General features: G+C 51.1%; 13 protein-coding genes. 9 read left to right on the plus strand and 4 right to left on the minus strand.

Annotated features, from left to right (window positions below; translation table 11 throughout):
• The first annotated feature begins 22 nt into the window (after positions 1 to 22).
• Positions 23 to 1,285 (plus strand): integrase arm-type DNA-binding domain-containing protein, encoded by a 1,263-nt coding sequence (locus F3J31_RS03855; RefSeq protein WP_167211404.1) that lies wholly within the window; start codon positions 23 to 25, stop codon positions 1,283 to 1,285.
• Positions 1,286 to 2,072: 787 nt separating this feature from the next.
• On the opposite strand, the gene F3J31_RS03860 is transcribed toward F3J31_RS03855, so the two are convergent.
• The 3 genes from F3J31_RS03860 to F3J31_RS23370 form a co-directional block, all read right to left on the minus strand.
• The gene (locus F3J31_RS03860) at positions 2,073 to 2,957 is read right to left on the minus strand and encodes an integrase domain-containing protein (protein WP_167211407.1); all 885 of its coding nucleotides are present in this window, start codon (positions 2,955 to 2,957) and stop codon (positions 2,073 to 2,075) included.
• A gap of 853 nt (positions 2,958 to 3,810) precedes the next feature.
• Positions 3,811 to 4,032: a helix-turn-helix transcriptional regulator gene (locus F3J31_RS03865; RefSeq protein ID WP_130563103.1), complete on the minus strand. Its 222-nt coding sequence runs from the start codon at positions 4,030 to 4,032 to the stop codon at positions 3,811 to 3,813.
• A complete protein-coding gene (locus F3J31_RS23370; RefSeq protein WP_130563107.1) occupies positions 4,029 to 4,490 on the minus strand; it encodes a hypothetical protein in 462 nt (153 codons plus the stop codon). Before F3J31_RS23370 ends, F3J31_RS03865 begins: the two co-directional genes overlap by 4 nt.
• A gap of 442 nt (positions 4,491 to 4,932) precedes the next feature.
• Here F3J31_RS23370 and F3J31_RS03875 point away from each other — a divergent pair, with 442 nt between their 5' ends.
• From F3J31_RS03875 to F3J31_RS03910, 8 genes are all read left to right on the plus strand, one after another.
• Positions 4,933 to 5,712 (plus strand): DUF4123 domain-containing protein, encoded by a 780-nt coding sequence (locus F3J31_RS03875; protein WP_167211409.1) that lies wholly within the window; start codon positions 4,933 to 4,935, stop codon positions 5,710 to 5,712.
• A gap of 15 nt (positions 5,713 to 5,727) precedes the next feature.
• Complete coding sequence (locus F3J31_RS03880) at positions 5,728 to 10,596, plus strand: RHS repeat-associated core domain-containing protein (RefSeq protein ID WP_167211412.1); 4,869 nt, start codon at positions 5,728 to 5,730, stop codon at positions 10,594 to 10,596.
• 1 nt (position 10,597) lies between these two features.
• Complete coding sequence (locus tag F3J31_RS03885) at positions 10,598 to 10,921, plus strand: hypothetical protein (protein WP_080248965.1); 324 nt, start codon at positions 10,598 to 10,600, stop codon at positions 10,919 to 10,921.
• 81 nt (positions 10,922 to 11,002) lie between these two features.
• Complete coding sequence (locus F3J31_RS03890; RefSeq protein ID WP_167211415.1) at positions 11,003 to 11,479, plus strand: RHS domain-containing protein; 477 nt, start codon at positions 11,003 to 11,005, stop codon at positions 11,477 to 11,479.
• A 257-nt stretch (positions 11,480 to 11,736) separates the two neighbouring features.
• Positions 11,737 to 13,221 carry a conjugal transfer protein TraG N-terminal domain-containing protein gene (locus F3J31_RS03895; protein WP_167211418.1) on the plus strand — a complete coding sequence of 495 codons (1,485 nt, stop codon included), beginning with the start codon at positions 11,737 to 11,739 and terminating at the stop codon, positions 13,219 to 13,221.
• 216 nt (positions 13,222 to 13,437) lie between these two features.
• Entirely contained in the window at positions 13,438 to 15,186 is a 1,749-nt protein-coding gene (locus tag F3J31_RS03900; protein ID WP_167211421.1) for an ATP-dependent endonuclease, read from the plus strand.
• The gene (locus tag F3J31_RS03905; protein ID WP_167211424.1) at positions 15,183 to 16,913 is read left to right on the plus strand and encodes an ATP-dependent helicase; all 1,731 of its coding nucleotides are present in this window, start codon (positions 15,183 to 15,185) and stop codon (positions 16,911 to 16,913) included. The genes F3J31_RS03900 and F3J31_RS03905 overlap by 4 nt, the downstream gene beginning before the upstream one ends.
• Positions 16,914 to 17,008: 95 nt before the next feature.
• Positions 17,009 to 17,647 (plus strand): HEPN domain-containing protein, encoded by a 639-nt coding sequence (locus F3J31_RS03910; RefSeq protein WP_167211427.1) that lies wholly within the window; start codon positions 17,009 to 17,011, stop codon positions 17,645 to 17,647.
• Between the two features lie 370 nt (positions 17,648 to 18,017).
• Here the strand turns inward: F3J31_RS03910 and F3J31_RS03915 are convergent, their stop codons facing one another.
• Positions 18,018 to 18,407 carry a RidA family protein gene (locus tag F3J31_RS03915; RefSeq protein WP_167211430.1) on the minus strand — a complete coding sequence of 130 codons (390 nt, stop codon included), beginning with the start codon at positions 18,405 to 18,407 and terminating at the stop codon, positions 18,018 to 18,020.
• Positions 18,408 to 18,420 lie beyond the last annotated feature (13 nt).

The raw sequence follows: 18,420 nt of genomic DNA on the forward strand, positions 1-18,420 counted from the left end.
TCGATAATGGAGTGACCACCATATGTCCCTGTCCGACGCGAAAATCCGCAGTATCAAGCCTTCTGATAAACCCTTTAAACTGACCGATTCTCAGGGTCTGTATCTGCTTGTCAATCCGGGCGGTTCACGCCTCTGGTATCTCAAATATCGCTTCAACCGAAAAGAATCCCGAATTGCCTTAGGCGCCTATCCGCAGGTCTCGCTTTCCGACGCCCGCCAACAGCGCGACGGTATCCGTAAATTACTGGCGCAGAATATCAATCCAGCACAACAACGCATGACTGAAAAAGCCGCCGCATCACCGGAAAAATGCTTTGAGGCCGTTGCGGTGGCATGGCACAAAACCAATAAAAAATGGTCGGCTGACTATGCAGAGCGCATTCTTGCCAGCATGAAAAACCATATCTTCCCGGCAATCGGTCATCTGCCCGTCACGATGCTGAAAACTCAGCATTTCACGGCGTTACTGAAAGTTATCGAGGATAAAGGCTTTCTGGAAGTCGCGTCCCGAACCCGGCAGCAACTCTGCAACATCATGCGCTACGCCGTGCAGCAGGGGCTGACCGAAAGCAACCCGGCGCAGCATCTGGAAGGCGTCACCGCACCGCCGGTTAAGAATCACTATCCCGCCCTGCCACTTGAGCGGTTGCCCGAATTGTTTGAGCGCATTGGCGACTACCAGCAGGGACGGCAGCTTACGAGGCTGGCGGTAGTGCTGACTCTGCATCTGTTTATCCGTTCCAGTGAACTGCGCTTCGCCCGCTGGAGCGAGATTGATTTCAGAAACAAAATCTGGACCATTCCCGCCACAAGGGAAACGATTGAGAAAGTCCGTTTCTCTGGCCGTGGCGCAAAAATGCGTACTCCGCACATTGTGCCGCTTTCCCGGCAGTCAATTGCTATTCTGAAGCAGATACAAGAAATTTCCGGCCATCTGGAACTGGTGTTCCCCGGCGACCATAACCCCTATAAGCCGATGAGCGAAAATACCATCAACCGGGCGCTGCGTCTGATGGGTTACGATACCAAAGCTGACGTCTGCGGACATGGCTTCCGGGCAATGGCCTGTAGCGCACTGGTGGAATCTGAGCTCTGGTCGCGAGATGCAGTGGAAAGGCAGATGAGTCATCAGGAACGCAACAGCGTGCGGGCAGCATATATCCACCGTGCTGAACATCTCGATGCACGCAAGGACATGATGCAGTGGTGGTCAGACTATCTGGACGTGAGCCGCGAAGGATACATTGCCCCGTATATTTATGCACGGCGGCATAAGGCAGCCTGAGCCAGTAGCAGTATAATTTGTTAAAAATGAAAAAGCAGATCCTGATTGAATTCGGATCTGCTTTTTGCATTGAAAGGATTTATCTTCAATTTTTGGGTTATTAATCGGAAAGCGTACAAAATTATTCGACGTAGAATAATTTTGTACGAAAACCTATCAATATATTATGTATCAATAGACAAATATCGAAATTATTCACAGTGAATAATTTCAGGCGAAAGCTGCCAGACAATCTGCACCAGAACCTGATTTGCCAATACGCCACAACTGCACCAGTTCAATGCCACCGTTTGCCGTCGCCTGCCTGTGTCAGGACTGCGCCAGATATTATCGGATAAGCATCAAACTGCGCCAGTGTTAAGGCCCTTTCAGCCCTTTGGCCTTTTCCGGTCTGGCGCTGTTACCCTTAGTCGCCCTTTACCTTTATCTGGCCTTTTTCCTTTTGCTGGCGCAATTATCAGAAAAATACCGTCATGCTGCACCAGAATCCTGTTAATAGGCTATACCGTTCGTAAGCACCGTTATTAAGAGGAAACCGTACAAAAAATTTCTACATAGAAATTTTTTCGGTGGATAACGATGAATAAAGGATATTTTACAATGTGATGGCTATCAAAAATCGACCACCAAAACTTAACACATTGATTTAAAATAAATAATCATGAATTTAATAGGCGATAATTATTGTTCTTGTCAGTATTGATAGGAAATCGTACAAAAAATTTTGCCCCCAAAATTTTTTGTACGAAAACCGATGGATAATGCGATCTTTTCAAGACAACAACTATCAGTCAGCATCCCATCGCCCATAAACCTGCGCCACATACCGCCCGCGCCCGTCGCCGTGGCCCAAATCCATCGCCGTCATTGCCAGCGCTTCCTTCTCACAAAACCCCTGCGCCAGATAATGACGGATCGCATCCTGCGCCCAGGCGTAACGAAAGGAGTGCGGAGAATATGCGCCCGTTAAGCCGAGACGTGCCGCCTGGCTGTGCCAGTATTTCATCGCGGTTTTCAGGTCCGGCTTATCTATCAGCCTGCCGTGGCGATCTTCTGCCACGGTCAGCGCATTATCCAGCGCTTTTCTGACAGCGACAGCATCAAGAATAATCGTCTCGCGGGGCCGTCCGCCTTTGGTGCCGAACACCACGGTTAAACGGGTATCACCGCGCTCCAGCGCCTGCCGCCATGTTTTCAGCGACTGCACGCTCTGCACCGCCTCCTGCGAGCGTAATCCCATCAGCCTTGAGAGTTCCAGCGCTGCCGCCAGCCCCGGATCTTTTGCGCGGGCCGTCTCCAGTACGTCACGATAATGCTCCGGTGTGATCGCCAGCTTTGTACCGTTGCGGGATGCGCCAGACAGACCAAGAGAACGGTTGTTCAGCCGCTCACTCTGCGCCAGCCTGTCACGCCCTGCCTGTTTCAGAATGCAACGTACCGCCGCCATCTCATTTTGCAGGGAACGCTTTGTAATACCCTGCGCCAGCCGTTCACGGATATAACCCTCTATATGTCGCGCCTTAAGCTGCTCCACCCGGCGGATCTGCACATTCTGCGCCAGTACCAGACGTTCACAAAACCGCTGCGACAGCTTAATGCGGTCGTGAACAGTTTTATGGCTACCACCTGCCTGCTGCGCAAGCCGCTTCATTTCCTGCTCCAGTATTCCCATATTCGTCCCCTTTCATGATTGCCGCAAATCCATAACTCAAAACTGATACAACCCTCCCCGGCGCACAGGCCGATAGCCCCTGTTTTTTTGTCGGGGCTGCGAACGATACCTGAGCGCCGGGGCGGCAGCCGTTGAGGTGTGGTGGGGCTTCGGTTGTGCTCTCAGAGCAGCCGCCCGCTTGCGCGGGTTATCCCCCGGATCGTCCGGATCCGCCTCGGTATCGGTTCATGTTCTCCTTATGGTCAAATGGCCTGAAAAGGCAGTGTCAGAATCCAGCCGTGAGCTGGCGCAGTTGAGTTGTCTGGTGCAGGTCGAAAGGGCTGCGTGCGTCACTTTCCCGCTCTGCGCGGTTAAAGTGACGCACTGGCGCTGGTGCAGTGTTTAAACGTTGCGTTTCTGGTGCAGTTTCACGGCCACGCGGCAGCAAAGCCTTCGGCAATGCAGGCCGCAGCCCGTAAATGTAAAAGGCGCTGAGGGTGTCAGCAGATATAAGTTAGCCGGGAGTATTCCGGCGCGGTGCAGATTCAGACCAGCAGGCTGGCGCAGTAAAAAGGACGTATCGTATTAAAACTCAGACCTCCGTCGCGATGTTCTGCGACCCGGTGTTTGCAGAAGTCTGCACCGGTAAACGGATCAACCGTCCTGATAACAGGCGCTTCTTTCAGGTTGTGAAGCGTTGGGCGCTGTCAACGACAGCATGGAGCAGGAGGGAGACTACGCCAGTGCCGCTGGTGCAGAAAGGAAAAACTGTTTTTGCGTTAAAAAGGATTTTTGCGAGTCCGGACTGCCGCACTTCGCTTGCCTTCTCCCGATCTTCTGATAGCAAAGCCATCAGAAGATCGGGAGAGATAATTTAGCCATTTTCAGGCTTACGATAGCGGGAAGGCCAGATTTGCTCTGGCGCAACACCCAGCGCTTCAGCAATCAGCCGCTCGCCTTTGGGCCAGCGGCGGGTAAGCGCGTTTGCCAACGTGGAGGACGCCAGCCCTGATTTGCGGGAAACGGCTGAAAGCGACGTTCCACACTTTTTCAGCGCCGCGATAATGTCGGCAGAATGCCAGTCCGGTTGTATCATGCCGCCTCCCCGTCGATAAACTTCACGCCGTCGGCGGTACGCAGCCAGCGCGGAGCCGTGATTTCATCAGAAAAATAGTGGATCAGATCGTACAAAAGACAACACAGATAATTCCGGGTTTCTGGTAACAGCCCCTGCCCCGCCAGCACCTGCGTCAGGGCAAGGCAATAGTGGCAAAGTTCGGTACATTCGGGATCGAAACGCGGTGAGCGGGTGGGGAGCGTGTCAACGGTCAGGCTGTCCATCATATGATCCGGGATCGGATCGAGCAACGAGGGCTGGAGCAGTCGCAGACAGGCGTTAAGCCTGCCGCAAAGCGCCATTTTCAGCGTGGGATCGTCGTGTTCGATCAGGATTTCGGCGAACTGTTTGCAGTGTTCTGCCAGTACAGTGAAATCCGTGGCGGCATTGAAGGGGACGGCGAGTAACGGATGTGTTTGAGTGGGGATCGTAGCCATAGTGGCAGCCTCCTGTAACGGGTTTAAAACCCACCACCAGAGGTTCCAATCTCATGGTGGTGGACTGAACGGGGTTGGAACTACCGGCGTTACAGGCAACCGGCGCACCTTGCGGTGCCCCCGCCCAGCCCACCATTGAGGTAAAACTAAGCGCACGACATAAAAAAAGACGCGGACGCGTCGTATGTCGCCTGTAACATTTCTCAGGGTTCCAATCCCGGCACCTGATTTTGCAGGTGCCAGTAAAAGATACCGTGTTTGACGGTGAACGGCAAGATCGCTTAGCTGAACACCGCGCAAACTTGATACATCAGTCTTATTAATTGATTTAAAACGCTTTCCATCTTTTTTGAAGCACTTCACAGTTTCACACCTGGCTACTGATACCATCTGAAACTATTAAAAATCTTATAGTTTACAGATCAAGGAGCCTGTTCCCGATATGGATATTTCCCTCCCTCTGCGCCAGTGGCTGGACATCACCGCCACGTCAAATATGCCGCTGTACGCCATTCTGTCTAACGTCAGCGAGGCCAAACCAGTGCGCGAATACTACCAGCATGACGGCAGCCAGACCCCGACCGGCCTGTACAGCGCCACGCCCTATGCCGACTGGACGGAGGCGATGCCGATGATAGTCAGGCTGGACGAAAACAGCCCGTTTCTTAAATGGGTGGAAACCACAGAGCATAAAAACTGGGGCTGGCTGGCGCGCTCGCCCATGCCGTTTGAACGCATCCTGCAACATCTGCGCGGGCTCATAAAGGTTATCCTGCCCGACGGCAAAGAGGTGTTCTTCCGTTACTGGGATGGCAAATGGTTCGCAGAGCAACTGCGTTTTATGGGCGATGACTGGCGTGAGGTGATGCCGCCGTTCGCCTTCTATTTTGTTAATGGCGAAGACTTTACCGTTCATATTACCGGTCAGGGAGAACCCAAAACCTCCCCGTGGTGGCGTATACCGCAGGCGCTGATTGACGCCATGATGCAAAAGGACAATACCCCGCTGGTGGACAGTATTCTGCGCAAACTGAACGATAACCATGCTGAACTCTGTGAGCAATTCCCGGAGATGGTGCTACGCCAGAAAATCACCACACGGCTTCGTTCCATGCCACAAAATATCCCCGTTCTTATGGCAGAACTTGTTGCATCGTTGCAGCAGGAACGCACGGCGATGGCTCAGCCTTTTGAGTTTACCGACTCCCCTTCAGACCGTTAATCAGGACGATAACTTATGCTGACTGCATACATACAGGGCATTGAAGACGAACTGGTGTCATTCAAAAACAAGACCCTTATTGATAAAGACTACCGCAACGCTATCAGTTCATGGGCGGCAAAAGCCTTTGACAATGCCTCATCAGCCTTTGACGGCCCGACGCTGGAAATGGATAAGGTTGTGTCCATGAATGGCCAGTCCACCACCGTTAGCGGCAGCGATGACAACTTCTCCGTCGGCGCCATGCCCTGTCCCAAGTCAGGTGAAATCCGGGTCAGACTGGCGCACGAATCCACCATTGACCTGCCCATCCCCGGCGTTGAAGTCAAATTGTACGAGGACAGGGACTGGGCCAAAGATGAGGAAGTCAAAAAGGGAACCACCAATGAAAACGGGGAAGTGGTGTTCTCCGGTCTGGAGCCGGGCAAGCTGTATTACCCCATCGTGACTGACAATAATCTGGTTGAAAACAACAACACCATGATACGGGCTTACGATGATCACATGCTGGCGTTGTACCAGTCCATGTCAGCCCGCTGGGCAGAATACAAACCACAGTGGCAGCAAAGCAGACTGGGGGCGGCAATACTGGAAAGTTTTGGCAAGGGTCTGGAAGATGGATTATGCAGCATATGGAGCGACGCCAAAACCGCTTACAATGTCATTACCAATCCGGGAGAATACGCGACCAAAATCTATGAGGGGGCCAGCGCACTGTACGCTCAGGTGGGACAGCTCGAAAGCGCCGATATCGAAGCCATTCTGACTTCCAGCAAGCAGATGGCCCGCGAACTGTTCGCCCTGTTCAATGATGAAGCCATGCTGTACCTGCTGGCGCGCAGCGTTATCCTCAACCTGCGGATGTACCCGTGGGGAGAACTACTGATAAAAATCGCCGGGATAGGCGGAAGCGTGATTGGCGAAACGCTGATTGGCGTGGTGTTCGGGGCGCTGATGTCGCTGATTGCCGGGCCGCTGGGCATCGCCTATCTGGCCTATCGCCTCGGCAGGGCATTCAAAAAAGCCCTGCATCTGGTACAGGAAGTCTGGGCGGTACTGACAAAAATCATGAAGTCCAGTATCGAATTGCTGAAGAAGGCATTTGAGAAAACCCGCAACATCAACCACCGCCGCCAGATTAACGCACCACTGTCCAAAAACAAGCAGGTGGAGCTGGGTTCCAGCCGTTCCACCGAACTTGCCGATGTAACGAAAGAAACCGGCACGCCGGGTACGACACCTGACGGTAAGCCGAATGATAAAACGAATGATACTTGCACTAACGGCTGTCCGGTCTCGATGGTCACCGGTGAAGAACTGCTCGGCCTGAACGACGCCCGCCTTCCCGGCGTGTACCCGTTTACCTTTACCCGCCAGTACCGTACCAGCGCAGTGGAATGCTCTTCCTACTTCGGTTTCGGCTGGAGCCACAGCCTGCAACACCAGGTGGTATTCACCGCCGATGGGATACGCTGGACAGACCATGAGAACCTCACCACCGAATTACCACTGCCGGATAAGGACATCCCCGCCGCCCGCAACCGCATGGCGAAAGCCGCAACATGGCTGAGCCAGACCGACGGCGAGTACCTGCTGACCTCCTCGTCGCTTAATGGCTGGATAATGCACGTACAGCGCGAAGGGGACAACGGCACGGTGACCGGCTTCTCGCAGGGCAAGCAGCATCTCCTGCTGCACTACCGCGACGGGCTGCCCGTGCGGCTGGAAAACCCGGCGGGCGTCTCCCTGCTGCTGCGCTATCAGGATACGGATAACGGCCCACGGCTACATGAACTGCATCTGGCGTATGACCCCACGGCGGAAATCCGCCCGCCTGAGCTGGCGCAGGACGAAACCCTGCTGCTGATGCAGTATACGTATGATGAGCGGGGCCAGCTCAGCGCCGCCATGAACGCCGCCGGGGAAACCGAGCGCTACGAATACCGCCCTGACTACGTGTTTGAAAAGCGTTTCCTTGCGGGCGGCGCGGAGTTTTACTGGCAGTGGGAAGGCGAAGGCAAACAGGTACGCGCCGTGCGTCACTGGAGCAACCTGCCGAACCTTGACCGCTGCTACGCGTGGGATACAGCGAAGGGTGAAGTGACCGTCATCTATGAAGACGGCTCGCAGGAGGTCTGGCAACACGACAAAGAGACCGCCCGCCTGACGCGCAGCGTCACGCCGGACGGCGCGGTGACGAAAAAACGTTACGGTAAACGCGGCGAACTGCTGGAAGAAACCGGCCCCGGCGGCGAAGTCACCCGCTACAGCTATAACCACGACCTGCTGGTCACCCGCATAACCGCCCCGGATGGTCAGGTCACCCGCCAGCACTGGTCGTTTGGCCGCCTGCTGGAGCGCATCCGCATCAGTGCCGACATGCTCGAAAAGCAGCGCGAAACGTGGAAATATGACGCTGACGGCAACGTTATCACCCACACTAACGCCGCTGGCGACCAGTGGCACTATGACTGGGACGACGCCGGTAATCTGGTCGCCATCCGCCACCCGGACGGCAGCCGCGAGACCTGGACGGTCAGCGCCCTCGGGCAGGTTACGGAGTACACTAACCGCGCCGGGGAAACCACCTGGTACCGCTATAACGCGCAGGGATTGCTCACTGAGAAAAACCACAGCGCACCGGACACGCCGGGGGCTGAGTGCAGCGCCACCCGCCTGCACTGGAACATGGCCGGGCGGCTGGCTGCCGTGGAGTGGCCCGATGGCACCCGCCGCCAGTGGCGCTATAACCCCTACGGTCAGGTGACGGAAGAGACCGATGAAAATGGCCTTGCCACCCGTTATCAATATCACGCCAATTCTGCACTGGTGCAGCGCGTGCAGTACCCGGACAACACCTCGCTGGAATATCACTACAACAACATTCACGGGCTGGTCAGCGATATCATCAACCACAAGGGCGAGCGCTACCACCTTGAGTACACCCCTTCCGGCAGGCTGCGGGAAGAGCGCACCTTCGACGGCCGCCGCCTGAGCTATCTTCACGACCTGAACGGGCGCATCGTTAAACGCACCGAGTATGGCGACAGTGGTCTCGAAGAGACTGCACTGACTACCGGGTATGAATACGATGTCGCCGGGCGGCTCACCACCCGCATCCGCCCGGACGGGCAGAAGGTGCGTTACGAGTACGACGGCTTTGGCCGCCTGCATGTGGCAGATGACGGTCACTGGCCGCTGGCCTGGGGCTACGACAACTGTAACCGCCTGACGCAGGAGCATCAGGGCTTCGCCAGCCAGTATTATGCCTATAACGCCGACGGCCAGCTCAGCCATATGCGCATGGTGGACGGCAATATCCTGAAAATGGATTATGAGAATGGTGAGCTGTTCCAGATTATCCATAACGGGCTGGTGCTGAGCGAGCACCAGTGGCAGCGCGGACGGGAAACCCGCCGCCTGTTCGGCAGCCAGCACCAGAACCACAGCAAGTGCGGTCTGTACAACGACTACGACAGCTGCCAGCAACTCATCAGCCAGCGGGCGCGGCAGCGTGACGGGGAAGGCGATATTCTCCGGCGGGATTACCAGTACGACCCGGCGGGCAACCTGCAACAGATTCTGGACTCGCGCAAGGGCACCCGCACCTTCACCCGTGACCTGAAAAACCGCCTCGCCACCGCCCGCCATGAGCCACACGCCCACCTGCGCGACGGCCTGCCGGAAGACCCGCGCTGGAACGCCCTGCACGAGGAGTTCAGCTTTGACGGCGACGACAACCTGCTGGGCATGAATATGCCACCCGAGGGGGGCGAACATCCGGCGAAGGTCAAAGGCGACCGCCTGCTGCTACAGGGCGACCACCACTACGAGTATGACGAGTTCGGTAATCTCATCGCTGACCGCTGGGGTAAGGCGCAGTGCCGGGAGCACCGGTTTGAATGGAACTGCGAGCACCGGCTGGTGCGCTTTACCGATGTACGTCACTATGATGATGAGGGCTTTCCACGCCACACCCTCACTCATTCATGGCGCTATGAGTACGACGTCTTTGGCAGGCGTATCCGCAAAACCGACGAGGAAACGGGCAAGTCCACCCTGTTCTTCTGGCAGGATGACCGGATGGTCACCGAGTGCGACGAAGCACACGCGGATTTTACCCCCGGCCTGATGTTCAACAAAAATACGAAAGCCACCGACTTTGACTGCACAAGCTACCTGTACGAGCCGGGCGGCAGCTTCCGCCCGCTGGCTCAGCTTAAAGGACGCGGCGTGGGCAGCACCGTCAACTACTACGTCAACGACCATATCGGTACACCGCAGGAGCTGTTGGACGAAGACGGCAACGTGGTGTGGAGCGCCATCTACCGCGCCTACGGCCATGCGGAAATGCAGGCGGGCATCCGTCAGCCGCTGCGTTTGCAGGGACAGTATGCTGATGAGGAATCGGGGCTGCACTATAACCGCTACCGGTACTATAATCCGTTAGCAGGAAGGTATATCAGTCAGGATCCGATTTCGATTCGGGGTGGGATTAATACTTATGCTTATGTGCCGGATCCGCTGGGATGGGTTGATCCACTGGGATTGAATGGGTGTCCAGATGAAAAAACAAGCAATGATGGACCTCTTTTACCTGATGAAGCGTGGCATAAAAACGCACCGAATCAAGTTACCCCAGGGACTAAAGAGCTGGAGCATTATAAATATAATCCCAAAACAGGTGAGCTGGAATATTCAACTGTTAAATATGATGAATATGGCAGACAAGTGGAACGAATTGATTATACAGATCACGGTTATGGAGATCCTGCATCGCCAGATTATCATTCAACCCCACATACTCATACATATGAATACGGTCCTGGTTATAGCCCTAAGGGTAAAGAAATCAGAATCAATTTTAATTTTTCTGGAGATTAAAATGACACTTAATGAAATCAATCGGTTAATTTATACTAATAATGTTTTGAAAAAAATCCATATCGATATGGATACATTCACTATGAAATATAATCTTCTTTTAATCCTTAGCTCGGATAAAAACCTTGATAAAGAGATACTTATACACTTCTATGACATAACTAACCTACAATTGGTAGAAATTGGAGGTGGATTGACACAACTTATGCATCTAAAAATAAGTGAACAGAATTATGGCAGTGATCGTAATATATTCATGATCAAAGATCTGGATGATGGAAAATTACAATTTGAATTTTATTCATATGATATAAAAGTTGATTAATTTATTAATTTTTTTACTAAAGTAAAATCAAAGAGTTATCGCTCTCCTGGGCGATAACTAATCACGGCTGCCTGCTGCAAGTTGCCCCCACAACACTATGAGTGCGATGTCTTCGGTGGGTTTATCCGCAAGACCGATGAGGTGAGCGGCAAATCCCCCCTGTTCTTCTGGCAGGACGATCGGATGGTCACCGAGTGCGACGAGGCGCACACGGATTTTACCCCCAGTCTGATGTTCAACAAAAACACGAAAGCCACCGACTTTGACTGCACCAGCTACCTGTACGAGCCGGGCGGCGGGTTCCACCCGCTGGCGCAGATTAAGGGACGCGGCGTAAGCAGCACCATCAACTACTATGTCAATGACCATATCGGCACCCCGCAGGAACTACTGGACGAGGACGGCAACGTGGTGTGGAGTGCCATTTACCGCGCTTACGGCCATACGGAAATGCAGGCCGGAATTCACCAGCCACTGCGCTTCAGAGCTCGCATCTCGATTAGAAATCCGAACAACTCTATAATCGCCACGGTAAAATACATCATCAAACTTTCATAAGTAATTGAAATAAATACAAATTAAATTCCTTCAAACATACCACTGAAACAACGGGCATTTAACCCGTTGTAATTTTCGGTATAAAAAGATTGCATCCATCAATTTAGTTTGTCCTTCCCTACTGCCACATAGATGATAAAAACGGTCTCTTAATTTACAGGGGGCTTTTATGTGTCCAAAAAAATTTTCTCAACTGAAATGTTTCCACCATTTGTAGCTGAAAATGAATTTTTTTCCTTGGTAAAGGAGGCCATCCAATGACAGTCCACAGCTATCTGGAATATGCTCTGACGTTACTCGGTTGGCTCATTAACAACGATATCTGGAACACAATGACCGCAACGGGCCTGTTCGCTCTTCCTCTCCTGTTCATATTATTATCTTTCTGGCTGAAAGCCCGTGAACAACGTAGCAGTAAAAGCGATGCAGGTACGTTAACTCTCACATGGATGGAAAATACCGTGTACGTGGCGCTGCTGGTGATTATGTTCACCTGCATTCCGTTGCTGGAAATTGACATAACTACCATAAAATATGATGTTCAGCGCTCGAAACAATGCAACGTCTCTATTCCCACTCTACCGGAGCAATCCGGCTATGCGCCGCTGGTCAATGACATCAGTGGCAAAACGGCGTCCGTTCCGGTCTGGTGGTATCTTATACACGTGGTATCCAAAGGCATAACAAACGCCGCTACCGCCACATTGCCCTGTAAAACCGATCTGCGCCAGCTCCGTTTTGATATACAACATATCCGTATCAGCGACCAGTTACTCAGTCAGGAATTACTGGATTTTGCACAGGAATGTTATGCGCCGTCATGGGTAAAACTGATGCAGCATGAAATAACGATGACTGAATCAGAAATCAATGAAGTGGCATGGATTGGTTCACGCTGGTTTCTGACGCAATCAGGATATTACGACACCTATCACGCCCGTTCCCCAAACCCAGCGTGGCCTTACGAAGATGAGCGAGATGCGGGGTTATTCAACTCAGGCAACGGTGGATACCCCACCTGTAAACAATGGTGGTCAGATACGGATCGAGGGCTACGTTTACGGCTAATCTCATTGGTAAAGCCTGAAATATGGCAAGAGTTACACCAGTTACCTTACGGTCGGAGCGATTACGAAGAGGCGATATTACGTACCATGACCAGCCCGCAGGGCATGGCTGCATCACAGAGCGGAAACACCTATTCAGGGTACGGCGGCAATGTCGATCCGACACTGACCAACCGGATAACCCGTAAAGTTAGTTCTGCCAACAACACGATGAAGTCATTCGTCCTCTTTCCAACCTACGATTCTTTACGGCAGGCATTGCCCATGGTACAGGCAATTTTGCTGATGGCGCTGGTAATAAGCATTCCTCTAGTCACACTGTTTTCTGCCTACAACCCAAAAACGGTAATTATCGTTACCTTCGCTCAGTTCGGGTTGATTTTCCTGTCCTTCTGGTGGGAACTAACTCGGTGGCTTGATACGTCGCTACTGGAACTCATGTATGGCAGCGATACGAACAATCCCTTCGGAGTACAAAATACTGCGGATGGTTTACTGATGCAGTTTGTTCTGGGAACGATGTTCATCGCGCTGCCGGTGTTCTGGATGGGAACAGTTAGTTGGGCTGGATTCCGGACAGCAAATGCGCTTGAAGGGATCATGAAAGTGATGCAAAGAGAAGTACGCTGTAGAAGCAAGAAATTCAGTAGTACACATGATGATGAAGAGGAGTAAATCACTATATGTACTAACTCGCCCGTCCATATCCAAGCGCCCGAGTCTGAATGTGCAATATGTTCAATTTAAAGGTATGACTGAACATGGCAAATGATCCCTTGCTGTAACGGTATCAAAACTAAGGGAATAACATTATGATTAGACTGGATGTGAGGCTGGTAATCGTTTATCAACGACTGCATTGCAAACCGAACAGCAGGGAGAAAATCATCAATGTATTTAGCGCAACTGAGAATATCGAACTTCAGAAAGCTTAATCAAGCTGAGCTTACTTTTCAACCTGGACTGAATATTCTGGTCGGTCCAAATAATGTTGGCAAGACCGCAGTGATTGATGCATTACGGGCACTTCTTGCTGGGCATGATGAGCCATATCCACGCCTCGACAACGAGGATATACATCGACCTAAAGGCGGTATTCCAGCAGGTGATATTGAATTCCACTATGTCTTTCGCGATTTAGACCCGGACAATGAAGCCGATTTTCTGGCTGCATTAAAACCTGACGCACTTGGTAAACTCGAAGCTCATATCACAATCCGTTATTCGGAAGCTGATAAAACTGGAAGGCTACGAGTTAAACGCTGGTGCGGTGATCATGAAGATATGGGGTTAACCTCAGACATGATGGAAAACCTCCGAGGTGTCTATCTCCCTCCAATGCGGGATGCTTCACAAGGGCTCAGACCGAGCCGCACTAGCCAACTATCTCGACTATTACAGCTTCTGGCCGACGATGCTGGAAAGGATGGTATCAACGATGCACTGAAGAAACTAGACGAAGAGTTGAAGAAGCATAAACCTATCGTTAACACTCATACGGCTATCCAGAACCGACACGGAACTATGCTTGGGCCTCAACTTGCTCAAGTTCTGGACCTCGGCTTGAGTGGCAGTGACTTTCAGCGATTAGCCGCTCGCCTGTCGTTAATAGTGGATGCTTTCGAGATTGAACAAAACGGACTGGGCTTCAACAACTTGATCTTCATGGCAGTCGTACTCAGTGAACTCGCTAAGAACCCGGAAGCAAGCTATCGAAGCCTGATAGTCGAAGAACCAGAGGCACACCTTCACCCACAACTACAGGCAGTATTATTAGATTATTTGGGGACGATCAAAGCTATTGAAGGAGAAAAACCGGTTCAATTATTCGTCACCAGCCACTCACCTAATTTCGCCAGCATCGCCGATCTAGATAGCATCGCCTGCTTGGTTGATACAGGGACTTCTGTGGAAACATTCTTTCCACGCACAATTTCTTTTGACAAAGGAAAACGGGAAAAACTGGAACGTTATCTTGATGTGACGCGTGCCGAATTGTTCTTTGCCCGTAGAGCCATTTTCGTCGAAGGTGCAGCCGAGTTAATGCTGGTCAACGTGCTGGCAGAAAAATGTGGGTATAGATTACGTGAACATGGTGTCAGCTTGATCAGTGTCGAAGGATTGAATTTCGACTCCTTTTTGCCACTTTTTGGCGAGAAAGCGCTGAAGATTCCAGTATCAATTATCACTGATGCAGATCCTGTCGATGAGAACGATGGGATCGAAGAGCCACAGGCGGCCTATCCTTCACTTGGTGATATAGTGAAAATTTCAGACAATACCGCCAAGATGAAGAAAAGCGAGGATGCTTTCGTCCAAGTATTTCATGGGGTTAAAACTCTCGAATACGATCTAGCTCTACATGCAGTAAATCGTAGCGCAATGTTGTCAGCACTGAAGGAGCTACATCCCAAAATAGGTCAAGCTGTCTCGGAAGCAGTAGATGCAGCAGAAGATGATACGTCCAAGGCTCGAGCTCTTTTCAGCGGTATGTTTGAACGACCACAAAACAATGTACAAAAAGGCCGCTTTGGTCAAACACTCGCACAATTGATTTCCAGTGGCACTGATTTTAATGTGCCGGACTACATCAAAAAGGCCATAGCCCATGCCTGCCAAATCAAGGAGCCTGAGTTATGACTCAGCCATCCGATGAACAGTTACAGATTATCAATGCGCCACTTTCACCAATATCCGTGATTGCATGTGCCGGTAGCGGAAAAACATTTACAGCGGTACGGCGACTGGCGCAAATGCGCCGACAGTTAGGGGAACATCGTGGCCGAATTGCTTTACTGTCATTCTCTAATGTTGCCGTAGATACCTTTCGACAAGAATATAAAAAATTAGTCCAAAACGTTCCCTCAAATACTACCTACCATAGAGTTGAAATTGACACACTTGATTCCTTCATAACTGCTAACGTACTGCGTCCCCATGCCTATCGGACGATGGAAGCCCGGCAGACTGCTTTCCTTGTAACGGGTGGAGAAGCATTCTTAAGTGGCTTCAAATTCCAGACGAATACATATCCACGTGAAATAACGCAAATGCAGGTCGGTATGGACAGAAGTGGTATCTACTTTTTCTATTCCGAACACGACGGTACATACAAGTTAGACACAGCGCAATCGACACGCCTTGTAAATCGTCTTGGACAGATCGGTGCTTACACACATAACCTCGGGCGATACTGGTGCTATCGTACTTTGGTAGAACAGCCGAGTATTTTAAGCGCCCTGGTTCGTCGATATCCACATATATTGATTGATGAGGCGCAGGACATAGGTACAGTTCATCAAGCCATTATTGAATTATTAATTGGAGCAGGCTGCCAGATCTCATTAATCGGAGATCCTAACCAGGGTATCTACGAGTTCGCTGGCGCAAATGGAGTATTTCTGGCTCGATACGGTCAAAGAAAAGGTGTCAACAGTCTTCAGCTCACCAAAAACTTTCGCTCTGTCCCACCAATTCTCGATTTGGCTAACAGTCTTTCCAATCGCGGGGACACTGCTGATAGAGGTGTACCCGATACAATACATGGAGCCTTCTTTATCCCATACCGAAATGCAGAGCGAGAGAACCTGATTGCAGCTTTCCAGACCGCGGTATTGGCAGCTAATCTGAAACCCAAATGTTCAGCCGTACTCTGTCGCGCTCGTAGCCTGGCAGATACACTCGCGGGCAACGAAGGTGCCCCCGGCCAGGGGACGGTCAAAAATCTTGCACAAGCCGCAATATTACGCGATCAAAACCAAGATTATCTTACCGCGTTCAAGCTTGTAGCAAATGCTATCGTCTGTCTACTCGCCAACCCGCCGCAAGGACTAGTCGCAAGGATCACGCAACCAGCACGCTATCCTGATGATCGCGCTCTACGAAGACTTATATGGGCATTTACTCGGGATCCCGCCTCTGGACTCCCCGCTGCGACGCTAACTGGTGACACACAGTGGCATCCGTTACTGCTGGCAAGAATTAAGGTTCTACTGGCTCGTATCGCACAGGACCACGGATTGGTGGGTGCCGATAACTTAGGAAACAAACTTGCTAAAAGAGGATTGTCTAATACACCACTGATCGCTACAGCTGAACTTGTAATGAAAGACGATGCATCCCGTATCCGCATAGATACAGTTCACCAGGCAAAGGGGGAAAGCCTTGATGCAGTCTTATACTTGACGAATAAGGAGCACGTCAGTGCACTGTTGGCTGGAGTCGACAGCGAAGTGGGACGTATTGGGTATGTAGCTGTAACTCGCGCTCGCAATCTTTTATGGCTTGGAGTACCCGCTAATGCATTGAAAGAATTGCGTCCTTCCTTACTTGCTCGGGGTTTTCAGGAAATAGATGGGAATATGTAACCAGTCTAAAATCGTTAAGTATCCTTTCTATAGCCAATAGTTGACTAATTACAGCTAATTTTCTACCAATAACAACATTAAAGACGGGAAGCTTTATGCAGAAAATTGAAACCAGTCTAAAACCTAACAGACTTAATTTTGGAAAAGATCCCTTCGGATACAGCGCACTGGCACGTCACAGATTAGGTATTGCCAGCACTATCTCCGGTTTTCCCGTTGACATCACAAAACCCGCAACGGACAACGAGTTAAAAAATCCAGTTTTATGGCTAACCCAAGCTCATGCTCTATCTGAAGCCGCGACAGCCGTTTTGAAAAAAGAGCAGACGTTCGAAACCATGCCACCTTTAATACGTGGTGTTTGTGATAGCCAATACTGTGCAGTTGGTTTGATGCTTGTTGGCTACAGCCTAGAAATCTGCCTTAAATCAATGATGATCATGAAAGAAGGAGTTGATGGCTACAAAGTAATAGAAAAACAAAACAGGCATCACAGGCTACATCAACTAGCCAACTTTATCCCTGAACTCAGCGAAAAAGAACTAGCAATCCTGAGAGGATTAACACATTTTGTTTACTGGGCGGGAAGATATCCGGACCCTGGTTCTGGAAGGGAAGATGATGCTGAAGATATTTTTAATATCGCCGAAAAATACCAAATTTCCGCAAAAGACCTTTTCATCTTATCGACAAAAGTTATGCGTCATGCTTCTGAAATAGCCAACAGCTTATAAAAATCAGTTACAACTGTTGCCTATATACAGCATGTAATATAAAGGAGGTCGTTGACGGCTTCTTATATGGAGCCATCATTATTGGTGGTCATTCTGGTGGTCTTGACAAGACTAAATTTCTGGTTTAGCTTATTCTTCAGCCAGTTAATGGCAAAGGCGATCCCAGTCAGAGGAGCCAAATTTGAAAAGCCTGCTTTTGAAGCAGGCTTTTTGCTTTTCTGCGTCGGGTAAAATTGTCGGGTGGCGGCTTCGCCTTACCCGACCTACGGGACCGCAGGCACGGTAAGCGCAGCGCCACCGGGCAATAAACCGCTGCTTTCATCAATTTACCTCTGTCTTATCTTTCGACTGGCGGAAGAACCCGTAACGCTCAGGGCAGCCGGGCAATCACCTTTATCTCAAACTGGAATCCGTACAGCCACGTCACGCCGATCCCCGTCAACGTAGGGTAAGGCGCTTCCCCCCAATATTCTGGCAGGATACTCCAGATAGCGTCGAGGTTTGACTCGGGATCGACGACAAAGAGGGTCACGTCAACCACGTCACTGAACGTGCAGCCCGCAGCCGCGAGGACAGCATTAAGATTATCGAAAGCCAGCCTGACCTGCGCTTTCAGATCGGGCTCAGGCGAACCATCCTCGCGACTACCCACCTGCCCCGAAACGAACAAGAAACCGTTGGATTTGATGGCCGGTGAATAGCGATTACGCTCATAGAGCGCCTGGCGACCGGAGGGAAAAACGGCTTCGCGTGTTGTCATGTTTGTACCTTTG

The sequence above is a fragment of the Enterobacter sp. Acro-832 genome (genome assembly GCF_011752745.1).
GTDB lineage: Bacteria > Pseudomonadota > Gammaproteobacteria > Enterobacterales > Enterobacteriaceae > Enterobacter > Enterobacter quasiroggenkampii.